Here is a 21,620-nt window from a genome sequence, read left to right as displayed (position 1 = left end):
TTAATAATTAAATGGGGTCGCAAAATCAAAAATAAGGGTAATGCTTGTATCACAGTTTAAATGTGCAACAGCTTAAGTTACCCCCATATCCTAGCCAACCAACCACACTACACAATCTGCCGCCGTAGCTAAATCCTTCCCATACTCCGGGTGGTAATTGAGAGTATCCCGACGGGCCACAATCGTTACACTGGCATAAGGGACGACGATATTCTCTAATTTCTACGGGTTGCTCTATTAGCTCGGCTACTTGTTGCACTTTACGGGGTGCTGCTGTAACTGGCTCCACTGCTGCTTGACAAACCGGACAAGTTTCTAGTTCTAGCTCTATAATTTGGTCAGGTTCACCAAATCCATTGCGCGTCTTGCCCGGATGGTCATATTTGGGGCCGCGTTTTTTTCCTTTTTTTCGCTTGCTTTTGTCGCTGGGCTTGAGGAGCAGGTCTGCTGATGGGGGAGTAGAACTGTTTGATGAGGTGCGGTTTTTTAGCTTCTCTAACGCTTCTTTTAACTGTTCAATCTCCTGTTGCTGCTCTTCGATCAGGCGTTGTTTTTCTGCCAGTTTTCGTTGTTGCTGTTTGAGCTGCTGCTGTTGTTTTAGTAGCCATTCTCCCAAAGACAACACTGCAATAGCCATCTTCTCTACTACAATGGCTATCTCTACTGGTTGGTTTGTCAGCGCTGTTGGATTCGGCATGACAGCTACTATACTCTATTTTAACCTCTTTGGCTCAAACTCTTACCACAGTTGCTCCCCGGCCAGCTATGACCCATCATTGGCGATACCGCAACGCAGTTGCGGTGAGCAGTTACGGCTCGGTTTACCACCATGAGCCTGACTAGGGAGTAATCTTCCTGTCTCTTTTTTTCGTTTTAGTAGCGCCTGTACCGTACTTTTACTCACTTGAAATCTTTCTGCTACTTTCCGAATAGAGGTGTTACCTGCTTCGTAAGTGTTAATAATCTTTTGACGTATATCTAGGGAGTAGGGTTTCATTTTTCTCTTTCTTACCACCTCTAATATTGTACCTAATGGTTAAGCAAAGTGCTGTAACAATATTTAAGATTGCCAGAAATCCGCCACATCATATCCCATTTCGGTGAGCATTTGCCGCAGCAGAGGTAAGCTCAAACCAATCACATTTGTGTGACATCCTTCGATTTGTTCCACAAAAAGGCCGCCTTTACCTTCGAGTGCAAAACAGCCTGCACAGGCGAGGGGCTCGCCGGTAGCGACGTAAGCCGCTATTTGGCGCGAGGTAACTTCCGCAAAATGAACTTTTGTAACTTGACAGCGAATGATCGATCGCGACCTTGCCTGATCAAAGTCATCGAATCTAGTATCAATTAAAGCATGACCCGTATACAGTTCGCCCACCTTACCGCGCATTTTCTGCCAGCGCGAGATCGCTTCTTCCGCATCCTTTGGTTTGCCGTGAATTTCGCCCTCTATGACCAAAATTGAATCGCATCCCAACACCAAACAAGATTTGGGATTAGGGCTTTGCGGGTGAGAATTAGCCAGTAAAAACTTAGCTACAGCCTCAGCTTTTCCCTCTGCTAAAACCTGCACTAATTTATTGGCATCCCTCATTTGTATTTGCGCTTCATCAAAGTCGCTGGGGCAAATCACAGCTTGAATGCCGGCAATTTCTAAGAGGCGACGGCGCGCTGGAGAAGCTGAAGCTAATACAAAACTTGGAATTTTCATAAGTTAAGAAGGAAGAAGGAAGAAGGAAGAAGGAAGAAGGAAGAAGGAAGAAGGAAGAAGGAATAAAAAGAAACTATTCCCCATCCCCACTGCCCTGCGCCCTATTCCCTATTCCCAACTACTTTTTAATCTAATAAACAGAGAAAGATTTAACAACTTTCTCAAAAGCTTCTTTTACCTTGGGCCAGCGTTCTTCGGTAGTGGAAACGTTAAGCGTAAAAAGTTTGCCGCGGCTGACGGCTACACTCGCTAAGTTGTGGCGTTCTTGGTTGGGCAACTTAACGGCATATTCTAAAATGTAATAGTTTTTTGATCGCGATTCGCGAGATTCAGCATTGACTAATTCAGCTTCGCGGCCCGAATCACTCGGGGCGATCGCACTTTTGCTGAGCTTGTATCCCACATCCGTCGGCGTTCCCAAATCCGCCAGAGTTTTGTCCTTGGCGACTGGACTGATTACCACGCTGACGTTCTCGGTTTGCTGAATCAAATCGCGGAACACCACATCGGGTCCGTTAGAAACCGCGATCGGCAGCCAGCCGTTAGGATAGAGAAATTGATAGCCGTCGCCAGTATCAACGTAGCTTTTGAGTCCGGTGACTTTAGACACACAACCGTTCAAGGTGAGGCTGAGAACCACCAGAAGTATTGCCGCAATTCGTTTGAGCATTCTTTTTACGGGTAGGGTAAAACAAAAATATTTAATTTTAATTGTCTCACCAAACTTTGATCCTAAAAATAGTTAAGCTATGGATCGCTGTTTGTGTAACGGCAGCGATCCATAGCCATATAGTTTAATTGTTAACAAAATCATTACAGGTGAGTCAGCCAGCTAATCAGCCCGTGCTTGGTCGAAACTTCTAAAGCCAAGAGAGAAACAAAGCCAATCATGGCAAGGCGGCCGTTTAAGCGTTCTGCGTAGGGAGTGAAGCCGGTGCGGGGTTCGTCATCGACGTATACTTGCGGCTCGATCGCAAAATTGTTCATTTTGCCTTGGTCGTCCAGCATTAAGCCTCTGTTACTCATGTTTTTTTCCTAAATGGTTTTTAGTGTACTGTAAATAAATGTAACAGACTTGTGAAGATATGTAAAGGATTGTGAGAAATTTTTTTAAAGACCTCGATCTGACACCAGTTAAAAAAAATGCAACTGTAGGCAAGCTCAAAACCCTTATATAGTAAGTCTTTCCCAATTCTAAAATCTAAAATCTAAAATCTAAAATGGTAAGACTGTGGGTAGACTCTGGGCCCCAGAGGGGGGAGGATAGAGTGGAGAGGCACAAAAGTCGATGGTGTATGGCAAATCCAGTCTGGGTTTGACGAAAATTGTGGAACGGAGGAAAAATTTATGCGGGCCAGTCTGGAAATGCGGTGGTTTTATAGCGGTGCACTGCCAAAATCGATCAATCAATGGTTTGGAAGCGAGAGTCTCGGCGGGTATCTTTCGCCTCCCGAAGAGCGGGAAGACATATATTTGCTAGTACCTAACTGCGACTACTTGGGAGTGAAGCTTCGTGGGAAAACCTTAGAGGTAAAGTGGCGTCAGGCAGAGTTAGGGACTATGCAGTTCGCCAACCGCTGGGAAGGCAAAGCCGAAAAGTGGCTGAAGTGGGTTTGTGCGGACACGATGGCGCCGATACCGGCGGATATTGTGGCGACAGGAAAGTGGGTGGCAGTCAAGAAAAAGCGAGCGCAGCGTCTTTATCAAGTTTCGGCCCCTGGTTCCCTGATGTCTGTGCCTGTAGAAGCCCCAATTCCCCAAGGTTGCACCGTGGAACTTACTCAGTTGAACATTAATGGCAGCGCCTGGTGGACTTTGGGATTTGAAGCTTTTGGCAGCGAAAGTTGTTTGACAGAAAGCCTGCAAACAGTTGCTACTTGGACTAGCAAGAGTTATCAGGCGCAAAAGTTGAAAGCTGAGGATTCTTCTGCTTATCCGATTTGGCTGGGCAGCAAGTAATATCAAATCCGGCAATAATACCTCCTGTATTCTTTAGTCCTCCTCTGCTGGGACGAGAGGCAAGTTTAGACGCGGTTTCAACCGCCGAGTCTGACAGTCCTGGACGCAACGGGCATATATAGTAAGGTGTTCTACGGCGGGGAATCTTCAATAATCCTTCAATAACGGAGTCTGATGCACCCTACAAGTCGATCGTCCTGTGACAGTTCGCCTTAGTCTTATCTAATCGAGGGGGTTTCTAACTATTCCCCCTCTCTCCCATTCTCCCCCTCTTTCATTTTCCCCACTCGGCCAGCACTTCTGAGAATTTGACAAGCCAAAATCGCCGCCCCAAACCCGTTATCAATATTCACCACACCCACACCAGCCGCACAAGAATTGAGCATAGTTAAAAGAGGAGCAATCCCGCCAAAACTTGCGCCGTAACCTACACTCGTCGGCACCGCAATCACCGGACAATCTGCCAAACCTGCAACCACACTCGCCAAAGCACCTTCCATACCCGCAACCGCAATCAACACATCAGCGTCAGCAATCACGTGCCGGTTGCTCAGCAAGCGGTGAATGCCGGCAACTCCGACATCCCACAAACGTCGCACCTGAAAACCGCAAAGTTCCGCAGTAATTGCCGCCTCTTCCGCTACAGGTAAATCGGCCGTTCCCGCACTGATAATAGTCACAGTACCCGGATGCTGCCGAGTTGGGGAATTAGCAGAAATTGCACAAATTCGAGCCTTTTTGTAGTAGCATAAATCGGGTATTTTTTGCTGCAATTGCTCGAAAACTTCCGGTTCAATTCGCGTCGCCATCACCGCAGAATTTCGCCCCCGCATCGCTTCGATAATTTCAACAATTTGGTCTGGCGTTTTCCCTGGGCCCCAGATTACTTCAGGAAAACCGGTTCTTAAAGTGCGGTGGTGGTCAATTTTGGCAAAATCGCCGACTTGTTCAAAGTCAAAATGCTTTAATTTATCCAAAGCGGCGATCGGGCTAATATCGCCGGCCGCCACAGATTCGAGTAACTTCTGTAAAATTTTAGGTTCCATTAATTAATGACTGACTAATGACTGCTGACTGCTGACTATTCTGCTATTTTCAGTTCGTACAAATTCCAGAAAGCACCGCCGAGGGCACTGTAGCGAATTCCCGAAACGCGATCGCGCACCGCCTCAAAAGTCAGCGGATTCACCATATAGATAAACGGCACTTGTTCTGCTATAATCCGCTGCGTTTCTCCATAAAGCTCCTTGCGTTTCGCCTCATCAAGCTCCTGAGAAGCTTTCACGTAAAGGTCATCGATTTTCTGCTCCCAGTCGTCAACTTTCCAACCCTTAATCGGCGGTTCTCCGGCTTGCGGGCCCTGGTTAAAACTGTGCAAAGTACCATTTACCGACCAAATATTGTAGCCGCTGTGGGGTTCAGTACCTCCGGTAAAACCACCGAGGTAAGTATCCCAATTTTTAGTCAAACGCAGCTTTTCCACATAAGTGTTAAAACTCAGGAACTGCGTATCAATTTGCATCCCCAGTTTGCCCAAATCTTGCTTAATTTGGGTTCCCATTTGTTCTCGCACTTTCTTCCCCGCAGCCATTAACAAAGTAAACCGCACTTTGTTGCCCTCAGCATCTAACAATTCGTCGTTACTATTATACTTGAAACCAGCACTTAATAGTAACTCTTTGGCTTTTTGCCGATCGTAACTGTAAGTTTTCAATCCCTGTTCAGGAGACAGGTAGAATTGACTTTGCGCCGGAATTGGGGAATGCAGCGGTGCCCCAAGTCCGCGATAGATATTGTTAGTCATGGAGTCGCGATTGATGCCGTAGGCGATCGCCTGCCGAAATTCCTTACTCGCGAACCAGCGAGACTTAACCGGGTCTACAAACGGTTGATTTTGAGCATTGCGCCCCTTATTCAGATTGAAACACATAAACACACTGCCAGTATCCGGGCCGCCGTTGAAAACCGTATATTTGCCACGTTTATCCTCCCGTTTCAGCAGCGGAAAGACTTCCGGCTGCACGTCCAGAGTATCCAAATCGCCCGATCGAAAGTTCAGCAGTTGATTGTCAGTATTTTCGATAATTTGCCAAACAATTTGCTGGATGTAAGGCTGGACATTTCCTTCAGTATCTTTGCGCCAAAAATACGGATTTCGTTCCAAAACAACGCGCTGATTAGGAGTATAGCTCAGCATTCGATATTGACCGTTGCCGACAATCTTTTTGGGGTCAGTATCCGTACCCCAAGTAGCCAGGAACTTAGGCTTGCCGTCTGCATCTGTAGTGTCTACAGATTCCTGTAAAATATGAGCTGGTAAAATTGGGATTCCCCCAGCATATCTAATAAATGGAGCAAAGGGTTCTGCCACGGAAAATTCAACGCGGCGGCTGTCAATTTTTTTAACTTTTGGGAATTGGCGACTCATCCCCACCCTCAGAGTATCTTTCAAACCGCTAGGGATTTTGTCATTGAAATAAATCTTTTCATAGCTGAAAATAATGTCATCAGTAGTCATCGGTTCGCCGTCCGACCATTTCAACCCCTCTCGCAGGGTGAAGACAATCTTCTTGCCATCTTTAGAAACTTCCCATGACTCGGCTAAACCGGGTTCTAACTCCGATGTCAAGCCATTTTCGTTGATTAACCCCTCGTACATATAGCCAAAAATGCTGTATGCAGATTGATTTAGCGGGTAGTTAAAGGTGGCCGGACCGCTGGGGGTAGGAACGATGAGTCTGTTTACTAAAGTCGATCGGGCTGGAGTACACGCAGACAGAGTTATGGCGGCAAGTGCAGCCATACAAATCGCCAGCCAGCGGCGCTTTGAATGTAAAATAGGGAAAATTTTCATAATAATTTACTGTACCACCTGAATGCAACTATGACTGAGATTGTAGCCAACCTAGAAAGTTTTTAGTGACAGAGAAATACTTTGTAATCCCGGCTTCTCGCAAAACATCTTGAACTTCCGGTAGACCAAATTCTTTGACGTTACCGCTGAGAAATACTTTTGTTTCTGTAGAATGCGATCGCGCATGACTGAGGATACAGTGTAGAATCAAATTGTCTGTTGGGTCTTTTTTGATGAGAGGTGTGTTTAAAGTTGCTTGAATAATCTCTGAATTTAATACAATCATTTCTGCATTTTCTGACATCAGAGAAATTGCTTCACGCAACCGCAATTCAATTTCATCTATTCGTTCGAGATAGTAAACTAATGACTCTTCTAGGTGAAAAGATAAAGATGCGACCTTTTCAGAGGTCACATCTCGCTTTGTTTCGCTAATTTGACGGCTTAGCTGTTCCTTAAAAGAGTTTTGTCGCTTCAACTCGTCCTCGAAAGCTGACCAAGCCTCCATATAACAAACGCTGGGTATGGCTAACTGAACTGATGAGGACAAATCTCTGAGCAACATAATTGCTTCAGCCTCACGCCCTGTAGCAATACTCATCAGAAAGTTGGTCTCGATATATATAATTGCCACCTAATTCCACTCCTGATTTTGTTGTTCCACCTGCGAGTAATGGCAGCAAACCGATGGCTGCTATCTGTTCGGATGCTGGAGGAATTTCTGATTTCCAGTTATAATCTAAGTCATGCAGCCACGATTCAATCAGACCCCCCAGGGTACGCTCAGAGAGCCATTTACTGCCAAAAGTCGGCATATAATAGCGACATATTTCACCAGTATTTAGAGTGCAAACAGGCTCCGATAAATTCACACCATCCCATTTGAAAATCAAAATTTGTTCCGCGTCAATAAACATAGCATAGGGAACGATCGCCTTTCTTTCAGACAGCTTAGCTAACACAGCTTTCAGCCAATCGATCGCGCGATCGACAATTTTCTGTTTTGCGTCTGCTTCTTGAGCTTGAAGAATTTTAACCTCGATTAGCACGACTATGCGATCGTCCTTATCCAACGCGATGACATCCGCGTCTACAGGAAATTGTAATTCCCAGGTGTCAGTGTCCATGATTTCAGGCTTCCTAGCGATTTTGGATTAAAGTATTGACTCCACTATCAATTTTAGATTGTAGAGTTCTATTTTTTGCCCAGCAAAACTACAGCATAGGCTGCAATTCCTTCTTCTCTCCCCACCGGGCCTAACTTTTCGTTTGTAGTAGCTTTGATGCCGATTTGGTCAGGTTTTAATTGTAGGACAGCAGAAAGGCGATCGCGCATTTGCTCAATATGCGGTTTCAGCTTTGGACGTTCCGCCACGACCACCGAATCAATATTGGCGATTTCCCAGCCTTTATCTAATATTAACTGATTAACTTGTGCGAGCAAAACTAAACTATCAGCACCTTTCCATTTCGGGTCAGTTGGAGGGAAATACAGCCCGATATCTCCTAAACTGAGAGCTCCGAGCATCGCATCCATGATAGCGTGGGTAAGCACGTCGGCGTCGCTGTGTCCTAATAAGCCTAATTCGTGGGGAATGTGCACACCACCGAGGATGAGGGGGCGTTCTGGAACTAAGCAGTGAATGTCGTAGCCGTTGCCGATGCGGATGTTCATGTAAAGTAGATTTTTGAGAAAAGCAGACAGTAGACAATTATTTCATATTTTGTCTGAGGATAATTGAGTTTTTTGGGCGATCGAGCTTTTTACTAAAACTTACCCACTCGGAACAAACAAACCGAGTTTTTTACCCTGGGTGAGGTTTGGAACGAAGTAGACGCACCATCAAACCCGATTTCTAGATATCCATGCGTCCAGGATTATTTTACTTAAAACTAGCGATCGCCATCAGCTATCAACCATCAACCAACCTGAATCAACTCTGGATAGGAACTCAACAACTCATCGCCCGTCAAACTATCCCTTTCCTCCTGCGGACTCCAAATCAACTCAAAAATCAGCAAATTCTCCGCAGGAGTCGCCGCCGATTTCTCTAACGCTATTTTCAATTTTCCAACATCGCGAATGTCTCCAAATAACGGTCTGACATCCTCTGTTCCTATCAAAAACGTCACTACAATATACTCTCCCGACCCTCGACCGCCTGCACTGACAGACGGTAGGCAGCGGATGTCGCCGTTAACCAAACTCAGAGTTTCTACACTTAACTTGCTGCGTTCTTGAATCGAGAGTTGATTGAATATTTGCTCCGCTTCCGCCCGACTCGCAAATATCTGGGAATTCCCGCAAACGTGACTCCAATTCTCGCACGAGCGCAAAACAACCAGAACACATTCTTGCAAAAAAACTGCCCTGTCGGGTGCACTTTCTACATCCGAATTTAACGTCAAGTCAGTTAGCTGACTTTGCACTCCTGGGTAAGATCCAACTAATATTGCAACTTGCAACTTGCTGACCGCAAAAATAGGTTTCTTATTTGCCTCTCCAGACGGGGGTCGATAATAGTAAATACAGTAAGCGATTAACGCTACACCCCCTGCCGAAACAAACAGCCAAAACCAAAACAATTTCCAATCCTCAGATGATGGCGAACTCGGAGCGTTGTCAGAGGTATTTTCCTTGGAAATTGGTGCTGGATTAATTACTGGCTGTTGATTATAATCAGTATTTGGCTGACTGTTACCGGGATTGTCTGAAGATGGCGCTACGAGTTCACCGTCGCCCGAATTATCAGTGGTGATTGGCGTTGGATTAACTGCTGGCTCTGGATTATAACCAGAATTTGGCTGACTGTTACCGGGATTGTACGGAACTGCATAACTCGGAACGGAATTATAGGTGCGCCGCTGAATAATTACAGTTCTGTTATTTCCATATTGTTGGGGAATTGGAGGGTTAGGTACGGCAACAGGTGCAGGTGAAGTCGGCTTTTCAAAAGAGCCGCTGCGAACTCTTGCCCCAGTGTTTCCACTGTTGCTGGGACGGCTGGGAATGGAACTAGAAGAAGTGCCAGACGAGCTGTTTCTAGAAGAACTAGAAGAAGTGCCAGACGAGCTGTTGCTAGAAGAAGAACTAGAAGAACTAGAACGGCTAGGCGAGGTACTGCTAGAGCGGCTGGAACTGGAACTAGAACTAGAAGAAGACGATCGCCCGCCGCTACTTCCTCCACTACTTCGGGCAAAAGCTTCCCGGTTAATATGTAACCATTTGCCGCCGCTGCCAGGAGTTAAATTTACAGTAACTTCAGTAGCGAGCAAAAAGGCGATCGCCGTACAGCACAAAAGTTGATTTTTTAACATAAGTTTCTCTGCTAAAAATAGGATGCTCAACCCCGACTGTTAAAAGTCAAGAGTTAACTAATCCGCTAGCAAATCCGGTCGGCGCGATCGAGTTCTTTCAATTTGCTGTTGCTTGCGCCAGCGAGCAATTTCTGCGTGATTACCAGACAGCAACACGTCGGGCACCTTCAATCCCCGAAAATCCGCCGGTCGAGTGTACTGCGGATAATCCAAAAGTCCGTCCTCAAAACTTTCAAACTTTAGGGAATCTTCCTTCGCCACAGTTCCCCGCAGCAATCGCAAAACCCCATTAATCAAAGCTAAAGCCGGAATTTCGCCCCCCGTGAGCACAAAATCCCCCAAAGATACCTCGCGAGTTACTAAATGCAGGACTCGATCGTCCACACCCTCATAATGGCCACAAATCAACACCAACTGATCGCGATCGGCCGCCAACTCCCGAAACATCGTCTGCTGCATCGGTTCCCCCTGGGGAGTCAGCAAAATCACCTCTCGCCTTGGCAAAACCGGCAGCGACTCCACCGCAGCAAAAATCGGTTCCGGCTTCATCAGCATCCCAACTCCGCCCCCGTAAGGCTCATCATCGACTCGCTGGTGCTTGTCTGTGGTAAAATCGCGGGGATTGACAAAATTCACCTCAGCAATCTTTTTAGCTAAGGCTTTGCCCATCAGTCCCGACTCCAGGGGAGCCCGGAAAAATTCTGGAAATAAGGTAACTACGTCAAAGCGCACAATTATTGGAATTTATTGATACATTACCTCTAGTTTGACCCTTAGAGGGAGTTCAGTTTTCAGTAATTGCTTTATTCTTTATAATTTCTTATAATTTCTGAGAATTTTTGCAAGTTAAATTCTCTTCCTTTGTCGGCGGGCCCGTTTTTTACAAAAATAATCTGTTTTTCATGACAGCGACTGCCAGCAAACTCGCCGCCAAACAACTGCGGGATAGCGCGATCGGCGATCGCACCTCACTCGCACAAACAAAAATTTATTCTTAAAAAGCCCTATTGTACCCACAGCAACGGCAAAATTGAATTTCACATCCAACAGAGGAAGACACACCATGCAGCAGTTGACATCTCAAGCCCTTGAACACAATATTCCCCAGCGCACAAAAACCTCTATTATGGTCATCGGGGGAGCCGAAGACAAAGTTCACGGGCGAGAGATTCTAAACACCTTTTTTTGCCGTGCTGGGGGTGCAAACGCTCGGCTGGCGATCATTCCGTGCGCTTCGCGAGATCCCGAAGGAATTAGCAACCGCTACCGCACCATATTTGACGAAATGGGCGTTAACGCCGTCAAAGTAGTGGACATCCGCGAACGCGAACAAGGCGAAAATCCCGTCTGGAAAGATTACTTAGAAGACTGTACGGGCGTATTCATCACAGGCGGCGACCAACTGCGGCTTTGTGGGCTGCTGGCGGACACCCCGCTGATGGAGAAAATTCGCAAAGAAACTCTCGAAGGCAAGATTACCCTCGCTGGCACCAGCGCGGGTGCTGCGGTGATGGGATATCACATGATTGCAGGCGGTGGGAGTGGCGCCCCGCCGAACCGCTCTTTAGTAGACATGGCAAACGGACTTAACATTATTCCTGAGATCATCGTCGATCAGCATTTTCACAACCGCAACCGCATGGCTCGCTTGTTGTCGGCTGTGGCTTGCCATCCAGATCGCCTCGCTATTGGTATTGACGAAGACACCTGCGCCTTGTTTGAGGGAGACGATACTATGAAAATTCTTGGTAAAGGCACTGTGACAATTGTTGATTCTAGGGAAAATTTTTATACCAATGAGTCTATGGTAGGAGCGACAGAACCCTTAAGTCTGTTCAATATGCGCTTGCACGTTCTGTGTCACGGAGATTGCTACAATATGCCCCTAGGCAAACCAATGCCATCGGGAGCGTGTTCCGAGTCTGGCTGGCCCCCCGAATGCCGCACAGCCAACTAAGGTAGAACATCTCTTGTCATTGATTCGGCAGAAATTAGGCGGCATTCCGGCCGAATCATGGATACAACAATAAAATAGATTCCGAAGCAGCCGCGGGCTGACGCCACGAAGCCGAACCACAGAAAATTCTAGCTTCGGCCTTTGAGTTTTTGCGAGTAATGGACTTGTACTTGTTTTTAGCCGATCGCACGCAGGGCATAAATTTTCAATTGGGTAGCCCATAACTGGAAATTCACACCCAAACTGTTCGCAGCGAACAGTCGATCGAGCAATCTAGATCGAAATTGAATAAATGCTCCAATTATCTATAAGATTTCGCGCCCCATACCCCTCTAACTGCCATGAAAATACTTAAAATCCAGACCTTACGCGGCCCCAACTACTGGAGCATCCGACGCCAGAAACTCGTCCTGATGCGTCTGGATTTAGAGGAGTGGGCAGATAAAACCACATCGGAAATTCCTGGCTTCTATGAAGGGTTGATCGCCGCACTTCCAAGTTTGAACGACCATCACTGTTCGCCAGGCCATCAGGGAGGATTCCTGCAACGGGTCAGAGAAGGCACCATGATGGGACACGTAATCGAACACGTCGCCCTAGAACTTCAGGAAATGGCCGGAATGCCGGTCGGGTTCGGCCGTACCCGCGAGACTGCGACCCCAGGTATTTACCAAGTAGTAATCGAGTATCAAAACGAACAAGCAGGTCGCTATGCAGCCCGGGCGGGCGTGCGGCTGTGCCAAAGCATTGCCGAGACAGGCACTTATCCCGCAGCAGAATTAGTTCAAGATTTGAGAGACCTGAGAGAGTTTGCTGCGTCGGCGGCCCTGGGGCCGAGCACGGAAACACTGATTAAGGAAGCAGAAGCGCGCGGCATTCCTTGGATACCTTTGAGCGCCCGATTTATGATTCAACTCGGCTATGGGGTTCACCAAAAACGGATTCAGGCAACTCTGAGCAACCGCACGGGAGTTTTGGGAGTAGAACTTGCCTGTGACAAGGAAGGTACCAAAAATATCCTAGCCAGCGCCGGTGTACCGGTTCCCAGAGGGACGGTGATTAATTATTTGGATGAACTGCAAGGAGCGATCGAAGATGTCGGCGGTTATCCGATCGTCCTCAAACCACTAGACGGCAACCACGGCCGCGGCATTACGATCGACATCAATTCCTGGGAAGCAGCAGAAGAAGCCTACGACTTAGCCAGCGCAGCCTCAAAAACAAAAAACGTGATTGTCGAGCGCTATTACGTCGGGCGCGATCACAGAGTATTGGTAGTCAACGGGCAAGTCGTAGCAGTCGCAGAACGAGTCCCCGCTAACGTCGTAGGTAACGGCAGGTCTACAGTAGAACAGCTTATTGAAGAAGTAAACCGCGACCCGCAGCGAGGAGACGGACACGACAACGTGCTCACCCGGATCACGATCGACAAATTGTCCCTGGATTTGCTGCAAAAACAAGGATACGCGATGGACTCCGTAGTGCCCGCCGGCGAAAGAGTATTTTTGCGGGCGACAGCAAACTTGAGTACCGGTGGCATTGCAGTCGATCGCACCGACGAAATCCACCCGGAAAACGTCTGGCTGTTTTCCAGAGTCGCCAAAATTATCGGTTTGGACATTGCCGGCATTGACGTAGTAACTCCCGACATCTCCCAACCCCTGCGCGATGTCAACGGCGTCATCGTCGAAGTCAACGCAGCACCGGGTTTCAGAATGCACGTCGCCCCGAGTCAGGGTTTACCCCGCAACGTCGCCGGCGCCGTCTTCGATATGCTTTTCCCCTCGCCTCAACCCAGCCGGGTGCCGATTTTAGCGGTAACGGGAACCAACGGCAAAACTACAACTACTCGCCTGCTTGCCCACATTGTTAAGCAGACCGGTCAGATTACTGGCTACACGACAACAGACGGCACTTACATCGGCGATTATTTGGTAGAAACCGGAGACAATACCGGGCCGCAGAGTGCTCAGTTGATTTTGTCTGACCCAACGGTAGAAGTGGCCGTGCTGGAAACGGCTAGAGGCGGAATTTTGCGATCGGGACTCGGCTTCGATCAGTGTGATGTCGGCGTCGTCTTGAACGTCGCAGCCGATCACTTGGGAATTGGCGACATCGACACCGTGGAACAACTGGCCAAACTCAAGAGCGTCCTCGTCGAGTCGGTAATGCCCAAAGGCTATGCAGTTTTGAATGCAGACGACACGCTGGTAGCGCGGATGGCGCAGCGTGTCAAGGCTCAAATTGCCTATTTTTCGATGAACCCGGACAACGAACTGGTTGCCAAACATACCGCTGCGGGCGGGCTGGCAGCGATTTACGAAAATGGGTATTTGTCGATATTGAAAGGCGATTGGACGCTGAGAATTGAGCAGGCTGTGAACGTGCCGCTGACGATGGGCGGGCGCGCGCCGTTTATGATTGCTAATGCTTTAGCAGCTTGTTTGGCAGCTTTTGCCCAAGGATTGAAAATAGAAGATATTCGATCGGCTTTGTCAAGCTTCCAAGCATCGGTGGGTCAAACTCCCGGACGGATGAATTTGTTTAATTTGGGCAACTATCACGCTTTGCTCGACTACGCCCACAACCCCCACAGCTACAAAGCTTTGGGCAGTTTCGTGCTGAATTGGCCGGGACGGCGGATCGGGGTAGTAGGTGCCCCCGGAGACCGACGAGATGAAGATTTTGTCACGCTGGGCAAACTTTCGGCCGAGATGTTCGATCGTATTATTGTCAAAGAAGATCTTGACAGGCGCGGGCGAGAACCCGGTGTTGTGGCCAAGTTAATTTGCCAGGGAATTGCAGAGGCAATTTCTGCAGGAACCGCCAACAAATCTCAAGTTGAATACGAGTTGATTCTCGACGAAACAACGGCCGTTAACAAAGCTTTAGATGAGGCGCCGGCCGGCAGTTTGGTAGTGATTTTACCTGAAAGCGTCAACAAAGCTCTGACTTTAATTGAAGCCCGGAAACCGATTCAGGAATCTGTGGTAAATGGCACTAATGTCGATCGCGTTTCCGAGTCGCGAGACAGTTTAAAACCGACTGTGGTTAACCAAGGCTAAATTCTGAATTTTAATTGAATGGGTAGGTTGGGTTTACTTGTGTTAAACCCAACCTATTTTTTTTGAAATTAATACTATTTTTTTTGATTTCTTTGTGCATTGAACAAATAGTATACCCATCGCTCTACTGACCAAATAGCTCATGACCTTGAATTATTGTCATGCACTAGCAACCTGTTTTTAGCTCAGAAAAAGGATACAATATTTTTGAGATGGGTGGCAATCGCTCTCTCGATCGGCAATTCAAACCGATAGAAGTATACAATCAGGAAAAAGTAAGCAGCAGGATTGAAGCATGAATGAGAGCGATCGCACGCGAGTCGAAACATTCATCAAGCGCTGGGCGGGTTCTAGCGGTAACGAGCGGGCAAACTACCAGTTGTTTTTTGCCGAAATGTGCGATGCGCTGGGAGTCGATCGCCCTTTTGATAAAGGCAGAATTCCCAACGATCCCTACTGCTTTGATAAAGATGTCAAAATTTTTCACCCCAGTGGCAAGGTGACTCCGGGCTTTATTGACTTTTACAAAGCCGAGCATTTTTTGATAGAGGCAAAACAGGGCGGAACAACGAGCAAAAAGGGAACGGCAAAGCGGGGGACAAATACCTATTTGCGAGAGATGGAAAAAGCGTTTGTGCAGGCGATTGCCTATACCCGCAGTCTCAGCAGCAAACCGCCGTTTTTGTTAACTTGCGATATTGGCGATCATTTTGAATTATGGATGGGTTTTAGCGGCGATTATGGCGGCTATGGGGCGCGGCGAGAAATCGGGCTAATCGAGTTGCGGAAAGCCGATGTTTTCGATTTGTTTGTCGATATTTTTAGCAATCCGCAACAGCGCAACCCGGAGAAAATTGCAGCGCGGGTGACGCGGGAAGTGGCGGCGGATTTGGCAGAGTTGGCGAAGCGGATGGAGGCGAATGTCGATCCGCAGCAAGTCGCCCAGTTTTTGATGCGCTGTATTTTCACCATGTTTGCTGAGGATGTGGGATTACTCAAAGAACATTTGTTTACGCAGGCGCTGGAAACGCGGTGGATTCTCAATCCGAAGACTTTTAAGCCGGAAGTAGAGGCGCTGTGGGAGGCGATGAATGAGGGGACGAGTTTTGGTTTTCATGGCAAACTGTTGCGGTTTAATGGCGGATTGTTTGCGGAGTCGCAGGCGTTTGCGTTGACAAAGGCGCAGTTGGAAGTTTTGTTGCAGGCGGCGAAGCGGGATTGGTGCAATGTGGAACCGGCGATTTTTGGGACGTTGTTGGAAAGGGCGCTGGATTCGAGGGAACGTAGTAAGTTGGGGGCGCATTATACGCCGCGATCGTATGTGGAACGGTTGGTAAAGCCTGTGGTGATGGAGCCTTTGGGCGATCGCTGGATTGCGGTACAAGCGGAGGTTAAACAGTTGCTCAACGCGGGGGAATCGGAACCGACTGCGAATCAAAGAAAAAAGGCGAGATCGGTTTTAGAGGCATTTCTGACGGAGTTACAAGGGGTGAAGATTCTCGATCCGGCCTGCGGATCGGGTAATTTCCTCTATGTGACGTTGGATTTGTTGAAAGGGTTGGAATCGGAGGTGTTGCGGCGCTTGGAAGATGTCACCGGATCGGCGCAGTTGCGGTTGGATATTGCCCAAGTCAATCCCAGTCAGTTTTTGGGAATTGAGATCAATCCGAGGGCGGCGGCGATCGCAGATTTGGTGATTTGGATTGGCTATTTGCAGTGGCATTTTCGGCGGTTTGGCGATATTCCCCCGATCGAACCGGTGTTGCGAGAGTACAAAAATATTGAATGGGGGGATGCAGTGTTGGCCTATGACGGGATAGAACCGGATGTGGATGCGGCGGGGAAGGTGAGAACTCGCTGGGGCGGACGGATGATGAAAAGTCCGGTGACGGGGGAAGATATTCCCGATCCGACAGACCAAGTAACAATTTATCGGTATTTGAATCCAAGGGCGGCCGAGTGGCAGGAGGCAGATTATATTGTGTCGAATCCGCCGTTTATTGGGAATGCGAGAATGCGGGAAATCTTGGGAGATGGGTATACAGAAACGTTGCGGAAAGTCTATAAAGATGTGCCGGATACTGTTGATTTTGTGATGTACTGGTGGCACAAGGCAGCAGAATTGGTAAGAGTATTAAAGATTTATAGATTTGGGCTAATTACAACTAATACTATTAGCCAAGTTCGCCAACGTAAAGTTATTGACTTTCACCTATCGCAAAATAATTCAATTCAATTGTTTTTTGCTATTCCCGATCATCCTTGGGTTGATGAAGGTGCATCGGTCAGAATTGCCATGACCAGTGCTGGCTTAAAGACTTCTAAAACTCATAAAATCAATCAGATAGGAATCGTAATAGATCTAGGTAAAGCTGAAACCTCAGAGGATATTACAGAACCGATCGAAATTCAATGGCTTACTGCTGGAGAAATCTTTAGCAATTTAACCTCCTACGTCAACTTTACTTCAGCTTGTATTTTGAAGGCTAATTCAAATCTAAGCTCTACAGGAGTGAAGATTCATGGAGCAGGTTTTATTTTAACTAAAGAAGAAGCCTTAGCAATGGGATATCGAGAATCTGGATTGCCAGCAAGAAACAATGATGTTATTAAAAAATATATGAATGGACGAGACTTAGCTAGTTATAGTCGTGGAGCTTTTGTGATTGATTTTCAAAATTTTTCACAAGAAAAAGCTTCTCAATACCCGGAACCATTTCAGAGAGTTATTGAAATGGTTAAACCAGAACGAGAAATAAATAGAGATAAGCAAAGACGAGAAAATTGGTGGCTCTTTGGTCGTTCAAACAAACAAATGCGTCAATCACTAAAAAATTTATCTCGATATATCGCAACTGTCGAAACAGCTAAACATCGAGTATTTGTATTTTTGGATAATGATGTTATACCTGATAATAAATTGATTGCTATCGCTCTTGATGATGCTTATTTTCTAGGAGTTCTATCTAGTAAAATTCATGTTAAATGGGCATTAGGATGTGGCGGACAGCTTGGTCCTACCCCTGTTTATGTCAAAACAACTTGCTTCGACCCCTTCCCCTTCCCCGACCCCACGGACACCCAAAAACAAACCATCCGAGAACTCGGAGAACGCCTCGACAGCCACCGCAAACGAGTCCAAGCTACTCACCCCGAAGTCACCATCACCGCGATGTACAACCTCCTCGAAAAACTCCGCCAAGGCGAACCCCTCGACGACAAAGACAAAGCCTTCAACCAAAAAGCCCTAGTCTCCACCCTCAAACAAATCCACGACGAACTCGATGCCGCCGTATTTGCCGCCTATGGTTGGGAACCCACCCTCACCGGCGACCAAATCCTCGAAAACCTCGTCACCCTCAACGCCCAACGCGCCGAAGAAGAACGCAACGGACTCATTCGCTGGCTGCGCCCCGACTACCAAGCCCCCGGCGAAACCTACATCCAACCATCCCTTGCAGGTATCACCACCGAAACCGAAATCGCGATCGCCCCCACGGAACAACAACCTTTCCCCAAAACCCTCAAAGAGCAACTTTGGGCCATCCGCGACTTATTTCGCACCCAAAGCGGCGAATGGACAGCCGCCCAAGTTACCGCCCATTTCAAAGGCGCCAATCGCAAACAAAAAGTCATTCTCGACTGTCTAGAAAGCCTCGAAGATTTGGGGATTTTGCTCAGTCACGCGGAAAATGGCATGACATTCTGGCATCTAGCAGAAGTTGGAAATGCCACATAAGCTTGGCTTGGCAATTGTTAGCAAAAAGATTAAAATAAATTATAGAGTTACTCCCAAAAATTTTCCATGCCTCCCGAAGAAATCCTCCTACAATACTGGCGCGAACTTGCCCCCGCCGATCGCGCAAAAGTCCTTCAGTTTACCCAAGCTCTAGCGCTCAAATCTTCACTTGAATTTACCCCCAAAACACAACTCGGTCAAACCTTGTGGAAACTTCGCCAACGGGCGATCGCCAACGGTATGAAACTCCTCAATGAAGTGGAGTTAGAGCAAGAAATTGCCGATCGTCGAGGTGGCTACGGTGTCTGGTAAACTAACTTATCTGGAACTCTATTCCATTTGCAAATACTCCAACACCAGCAGCCGCAAATAGTCTAGCATTCGGATATAAGACCGCATTTGAAGATAGCCCGATCGCGTCTCATCATAAAACTGAGCGATCGCAGAACGATCGAACACCCTGAGCTGATGTAACTCTGCGATCGCTTGCTCGCGATTCTCAACCTCTGCGCGCTCCTCAATCTGACTAGCATAACCGCGAATACTTACTGTTACTAACTCAAGCTCCTCCAGAAACGAAAAATCTTCCTCGGAACCAAGATACCTCTGAGATATCTCTTTGCGCTCTGATTTAGTGTTTTGATAGTCAACCCTCAACTGTGCCAAAAGTTGCACAATAATATCTTGTTGAATCGCTAATTTCTTCTGAACTTGTGCCATATCGCTATTCCTCATTAATGCCATAAGTCACGATTTTCTCAACACCATACTGGTCAGGTCGCACAATTAAAAACTCATAGCCATTTCGGTAAACAGCGGCTCCATCCTGCCGATATCCCGTGCGAGGAACTCTTACAGCACCTCTGGTGTTGAAGTTGTGTGCCTTACGCAGATATTTGAGTGGATCAAATCCTTTTCTTTGTGAATGGTCTAACACACTTTGGGCCACAGTTCGATAAGTTCCTCTATCCCATTCAGACAAATATTGCTGTAGTTCGATAACTTCAGTATTGGAATAGTCTTCAAACAGTCGCTCTAAATAAGGATCAAGGGATGATTCGTCTGGCATTTTCACTCTAATTCCAGAGGATATTATTTATCATAGCTTTCCAGGAAAAAGACCGATCGCCTTTTATATCAAATCCACTCTTCATCGGAATGATTCATCTCTCTCATCTCTTCCTCTGTGTTCTCTGCGTACTCTGTGGTTAAATCATTCCGATCCAATCAGAAGTGGTATTACCCCTTAACAACCGCCCACTGAGTGACCGGTGCAAGCGGTTTCCAACCTTGAAAAGAACCGATCGCCCCTACTCGCTGAATGCCAATTCTAATGAGTTCCCCACCATAACGATCGTGCCATTGCAAAACTTTAAACTCGCTCTCAACTGTCACCGCATTAACAACTAATCGGCCGCCTTCACCTAAAGCATTCCAGCAAGTTTCCAGCACAGCTTCTGCAGTGACACCGCCGCCGATGAAAATAGCATTCGGTTGAGGCAAATTTGTCAGGGCTTCCGGCGCTTCTCCCGCAACGATTTCGAGTTCGGGAACGCCGAAAGTCGAGGCATTTTCAGCGATGTATTGCAATCGAGTCGGATGGCGTTCGATCGCGATCGCCCTGCACCGAGGATGACTCCGCATCCATTCGATCGCGATCGAGCCACAGCCCGCCCCCACATCCCAAAGCAACTCTCCGGGAATCGGTGCTAACGTTGACAGAGTAACGGCTCTAACCTCCCGCTTGGTAAGTTGTCCGTCGTGGCGATAAGCAGCATCCGGCAAACCCGAGGTACGAGGGAAAATCACGGTTTCGAGATCGGCTGCAACTGCGATCGCGATCGTGTTCAAATCAGCCAAATCCTCTGCATTCCAGGCTGCTGCCACCCTCTCGATCTGCCGTTCCGCATCCCCTCCCATCCGCTCGAACACGGTCATCAAACTGCTGCCAAACCCCCGCTGCGTCAACAATTGTGCCACCTTTCCCGGCGTGTGTCTGTCAGCGCTCAACACCAGCAAGCGCGCGCCCGGCGACAAAGCAAGGGCGATCGATGCGATCGGGCGATTTGTCAAACTGAAAGTCTCAACATCCGCCAAAGCCCAGCCCAGACGGGCGCAAGCAAGACTAAAAGCCGATGCAGCGGGAATTACAGTCATTTCCGAAATAGGAATTTTGCGCGACAGCGTGACCCCAATTCCGTGACACATCGGATCGCCGGTTGCGATCACACAGACAGACTGTCCCCGGCGGCGGATGATTTGATCGACTGTTGCTTGTATCGGCGAAGCCCAAAGCAATTGTTCGCGGGTGTCGTCGGTTGGTAGCATTGCGAGGTGACGGGCACCACCAACAACGACTTGAGATCGATCGAGTAGTTGTCGGGCGATCGCACTCAATCCTGATAATCCGTCTTCGCCAATCCCCACCACCGACAGCCATTTGTGCATTGAATCCTTACCGCTAATCTCATTTCCGGTTGCCTTGGAATTATCAAACTCGATAGTCATCAGTGATTAGTTATTAATTATTAGTTATTAGTTATGTTTTATGAGTCGTTAATTGTTATGTCCGCTCTCACAAGCAGAATAAAATTGGTTAGTAGTGAGTACGATCGTCCGAGGGAATTTTATGAGGACGATCGTACTCACTACTAACGTTATAACTCACATCTTGCACCATTCTGGCTAGCACAGGCTTGCGGGCCTGTTCTACAAAGAGTCGATTTTATTGTGGGGTGGGCAGGAGAACCGACCCGTAAAAGGCTTATTCTTATTAACAATAGTGCAAGATGTGAGTTATAACGGTTATTTTACCGGACTAAATATTAGAATAAAGTCTATAAAAATATTTTTCCCCAAACAAAAAGCGCCCCTATTACTAGGAGCGCTTTTTGTTTATCTCAAGTTAAAAATTAACCATTGATAGAAGGAGCAACCATCGCCACTGGGGTGACTTCACTTGCAGCCAAATCAAGCGGGAAGTTGTGAGCATTGCGCTCGTGCATTACTTCCATACC

At 47.5% G+C, this 21,620-nt stretch carries 20 protein-coding genes and 1 pseudogene; 5 read left to right on the top strand and 16 right to left on the bottom strand.

What is annotated here, in order from left to right; genetic code table 11:
- Nucleotides 1–70 precede the first annotated feature (70 nt).
- From QT996_RS25590 to QT996_RS25570, 5 genes and pseudogenes are all read right to left on the bottom strand, one after another.
- Nucleotides 71–697, bottom strand: a pseudogene (locus tag QT996_RS25590) (IS66 family transposase); the annotation flags it as partial.
- Nucleotides 698–763: 66 nt separating this feature from the next.
- Complete coding sequence (locus QT996_RS25585; protein WP_333050034.1) at nt 764–997, bottom strand: IS630 transposase-related protein; 234 nt, start codon at nt 995–997, stop codon at nt 764–766.
- A 63-nt stretch (nt 998–1,060) separates the two neighbouring features.
- Nucleotides 1,061–1,711 (bottom strand): nucleoside triphosphate pyrophosphatase, encoded by a 651-nt coding sequence (locus QT996_RS25580; RefSeq protein ID WP_333050033.1) that lies wholly within the window; start codon nt 1,709–1,711, stop codon nt 1,061–1,063.
- A gap of 130 nt (nt 1,712–1,841) precedes the next feature.
- The gene (gene psbP, locus QT996_RS25575) at nt 1,842–2,381 is read right to left on the bottom strand and encodes a photosystem II reaction center PsbP (protein ID WP_333050032.1); all 540 of its coding nucleotides are present in this window, start codon (nt 2,379–2,381) and stop codon (nt 1,842–1,844) included.
- Nucleotides 2,382–2,524: 143 nt separating this feature from the next.
- The gene (locus tag QT996_RS25570) at nt 2,525–2,737 is read right to left on the bottom strand and encodes a high light inducible protein (protein ID WP_190659021.1); all 213 of its coding nucleotides are present in this window, start codon (nt 2,735–2,737) and stop codon (nt 2,525–2,527) included.
- Nucleotides 2,738–3,058: 321 nt separating this feature from the next.
- Between QT996_RS25570 and QT996_RS25565 the strand changes: the two genes are divergently transcribed.
- A complete protein-coding gene (locus QT996_RS25565; protein WP_333050029.1) occupies nt 3,059–3,670 on the top strand; it encodes a hypothetical protein in 612 nt (203 codons plus the stop codon).
- 242 nt (nt 3,671–3,912) lie between these two features.
- Here the strand turns inward: QT996_RS25565 and larB are convergent, their stop codons facing one another.
- The 7 genes from larB to trmD form a co-directional block, all read right to left on the bottom strand.
- Nucleotides 3,913–4,716: a nickel pincer cofactor biosynthesis protein LarB gene (larB, locus tag QT996_RS25560; RefSeq protein ID WP_333050028.1), complete on the bottom strand. Its 804-nt coding sequence runs from the start codon at nt 4,714–4,716 to the stop codon at nt 3,913–3,915.
- A 35-nt stretch (nt 4,717–4,751) separates the two neighbouring features.
- Nucleotides 4,752–6,524 carry an ABC transporter substrate-binding protein gene (locus QT996_RS25555; protein WP_333050026.1) on the bottom strand — a complete coding sequence of 591 codons (1,773 nt, stop codon included), beginning with the start codon at nt 6,522–6,524 and terminating at the stop codon, nt 4,752–4,754.
- Between the two features lie 28 nt (nt 6,525–6,552).
- On the bottom strand, nt 6,553–7,125 hold the full coding sequence (locus tag QT996_RS25550) for a PIN domain-containing protein (protein WP_333050025.1): 573 nt from the start codon (nt 7,123–7,125) through the stop codon (nt 6,553–6,555).
- Nucleotides 7,103–7,651 (bottom strand): hypothetical protein, encoded by a 549-nt coding sequence (locus QT996_RS25545; RefSeq protein ID WP_333050023.1) that lies wholly within the window; start codon nt 7,649–7,651, stop codon nt 7,103–7,105. Before QT996_RS25545 ends, QT996_RS25550 begins: the two co-directional genes overlap by 23 nt.
- Before the next feature lie 68 nt (nt 7,652–7,719).
- Nucleotides 7,720–8,199 (bottom strand): 2-C-methyl-D-erythritol 2,4-cyclodiphosphate synthase, encoded by a 480-nt coding sequence (gene ispF / locus QT996_RS25540; protein ID WP_333050021.1) that lies wholly within the window; start codon nt 8,197–8,199, stop codon nt 7,720–7,722.
- Nucleotides 8,200–8,444: 245 nt separating this feature from the next.
- Complete coding sequence (locus QT996_RS25535; protein ID WP_333050018.1) at nt 8,445–9,842, bottom strand: DUF1517 domain-containing protein; 1,398 nt, start codon at nt 9,840–9,842, stop codon at nt 8,445–8,447.
- A gap of 57 nt (nt 9,843–9,899) precedes the next feature.
- Entirely contained in the window at nt 9,900–10,574 is a 675-nt protein-coding gene (gene trmD / locus QT996_RS25530; RefSeq protein ID WP_333050017.1) for a tRNA (guanosine(37)-N1)-methyltransferase TrmD, read from the bottom strand.
- A gap of 331 nt (nt 10,575–10,905) precedes the next feature.
- Here trmD and QT996_RS25525 point away from each other — a divergent pair, with 331 nt between their 5' ends.
- The 4 genes from QT996_RS25525 (at nt 10,906) to QT996_RS25510 (ending at nt 18,915) form a co-directional block, all read left to right on the top strand.
- Complete coding sequence (locus QT996_RS25525; RefSeq protein ID WP_333050015.1) at nt 10,906–11,799, top strand: cyanophycinase; 894 nt, start codon at nt 10,906–10,908, stop codon at nt 11,797–11,799.
- Between the two features lie 341 nt (nt 11,800–12,140).
- Nucleotides 12,141–14,864 carry a cyanophycin synthetase gene (gene cphA / locus QT996_RS25520; RefSeq protein ID WP_333050014.1) on the top strand — a complete coding sequence of 908 codons (2,724 nt, stop codon included), beginning with the start codon at nt 12,141–12,143 and terminating at the stop codon, nt 14,862–14,864.
- 295 nt (nt 14,865–15,159) lie between these two features.
- Nucleotides 15,160–18,603 (top strand): DNA methyltransferase, encoded by a 3,444-nt coding sequence (locus QT996_RS25515; protein WP_333050012.1) that lies wholly within the window; start codon nt 15,160–15,162, stop codon nt 18,601–18,603.
- A 66-nt stretch (nt 18,604–18,669) separates the two neighbouring features.
- Nucleotides 18,670–18,915, top strand: coding sequence for a hypothetical protein (locus QT996_RS25510; protein WP_333050011.1), 246 nt, complete (start codon nt 18,670–18,672; stop codon nt 18,913–18,915).
- A gap of 18 nt (nt 18,916–18,933) precedes the next feature.
- Here QT996_RS25510 and QT996_RS25505 read toward each other — a convergent pair whose 3' ends face one another.
- The 4 genes from QT996_RS25505 to QT996_RS25490 form a co-directional block, all read right to left on the bottom strand.
- Nucleotides 18,934–19,323, bottom strand: a complete 390-nt coding sequence (locus tag QT996_RS25505) for a hypothetical protein (RefSeq protein WP_333050009.1) — start codon at nt 19,321–19,323, stop codon at nt 18,934–18,936.
- A gap of 4 nt (nt 19,324–19,327) precedes the next feature.
- Nucleotides 19,328–19,672 carry a hypothetical protein gene (locus tag QT996_RS25500; protein WP_333050007.1) on the bottom strand — a complete coding sequence of 115 codons (345 nt, stop codon included), beginning with the start codon at nt 19,670–19,672 and terminating at the stop codon, nt 19,328–19,330.
- A gap of 170 nt (nt 19,673–19,842) precedes the next feature.
- Nucleotides 19,843–21,111, bottom strand: a complete 1,269-nt coding sequence (gene cbiE, locus QT996_RS25495) for a precorrin-6y C5,15-methyltransferase (decarboxylating) subunit CbiE (RefSeq protein WP_333050006.1) — start codon at nt 21,109–21,111, stop codon at nt 19,843–19,845.
- Between the two features lie 404 nt (nt 21,112–21,515).
- The coding region (locus QT996_RS25490) for a photosystem II protein D1 (protein ID WP_333050036.1) at nt 21,516–21,620 on the bottom strand (105 nt) is incomplete at its 5' end.

The organism is Microcoleus sp. S13C4, assembly GCF_036700865.1.
Taxonomy (GTDB): domain Bacteria; phylum Cyanobacteriota; class Cyanobacteriia; order Cyanobacteriales; family Microcoleaceae; genus Microcoleus.
This window is presented reverse-complemented; position numbering and strand designations above follow the sequence as displayed.

What these genes read in the sequence shown, in the direction of transcription:
- QT996_RS25585 (WP_333050034.1), bottom strand. Translation starts at nt 997, where the DNA reads ATGAAACCCTACTCCCTAGATATACGTCAAAAGATTATTAACACTTAC.
- QT996_RS25580 (WP_333050033.1), bottom strand. Translation starts at nt 1,711, where the DNA reads ATGAAAATTCCAAGTTTTGTATTAGCTTCAGCTTCTCCAGCGCGCCGT.
- psbP (WP_333050032.1), bottom strand. Translation starts at nt 2,381, where the DNA reads ATGCTCAAACGAATTGCGGCAATACTTCTGGTGGTTCTCAGCCTCACC.
- QT996_RS25570 (WP_190659021.1), bottom strand. Translation starts at nt 2,737, where the DNA reads ATGAGTAACAGAGGCTTAATGCTGGACGACCAAGGCAAAATGAACAAT.
- QT996_RS25565 (WP_333050029.1), top strand. Translation starts at nt 3,059, where the DNA reads ATGCGGGCCAGTCTGGAAATGCGGTGGTTTTATAGCGGTGCACTGCCA.
- larB (WP_333050028.1), bottom strand. Translation starts at nt 4,716, where the DNA reads ATGGAACCTAAAATTTTACAGAAGTTACTCGAATCTGTGGCGGCCGGC.
- QT996_RS25555 (WP_333050026.1), bottom strand. Translation starts at nt 6,524, where the DNA reads ATGAAAATTTTCCCTATTTTACATTCAAAGCGCCGCTGGCTGGCGATT.
- QT996_RS25550 (WP_333050025.1), bottom strand. Translation starts at nt 7,125, where the DNA reads ATGAGTATTGCTACAGGGCGTGAGGCTGAAGCAATTATGTTGCTCAGA.
- QT996_RS25545 (WP_333050023.1), bottom strand. Translation starts at nt 7,651, where the DNA reads ATGGACACTGACACCTGGGAATTACAATTTCCTGTAGACGCGGATGTC.
- ispF (WP_333050021.1), bottom strand. Translation starts at nt 8,199, where the DNA reads ATGAACATCCGCATCGGCAACGGCTACGACATTCACTGCTTAGTTCCA.
- QT996_RS25535 (WP_333050018.1), bottom strand. Translation starts at nt 9,842, where the DNA reads ATGTTAAAAAATCAACTTTTGTGCTGTACGGCGATCGCCTTTTTGCTC.
- QT996_RS25525 (WP_333050015.1), top strand. Translation starts at nt 10,906, where the DNA reads ATGCAGCAGTTGACATCTCAAGCCCTTGAACACAATATTCCCCAGCGC.
- cphA (WP_333050014.1), top strand. Translation starts at nt 12,141, where the DNA reads ATGAAAATACTTAAAATCCAGACCTTACGCGGCCCCAACTACTGGAGC.
- QT996_RS25515 (WP_333050012.1), top strand. Translation starts at nt 15,160, where the DNA reads ATGAATGAGAGCGATCGCACGCGAGTCGAAACATTCATCAAGCGCTGG.
- QT996_RS25510 (WP_333050011.1), top strand. Translation starts at nt 18,670, where the DNA reads ATGCCTCCCGAAGAAATCCTCCTACAATACTGGCGCGAACTTGCCCCC.
- QT996_RS25505 (WP_333050009.1), bottom strand. Translation starts at nt 19,323, where the DNA reads ATGGCACAAGTTCAGAAGAAATTAGCGATTCAACAAGATATTATTGTG.
- QT996_RS25500 (WP_333050007.1), bottom strand. Translation starts at nt 19,672, where the DNA reads ATGCCAGACGAATCATCCCTTGATCCTTATTTAGAGCGACTGTTTGAA.
- cbiE (WP_333050006.1), bottom strand. Translation starts at nt 21,111, where the DNA reads ATGACTATCGAGTTTGATAATTCCAAGGCAACCGGAAATGAGATTAGC.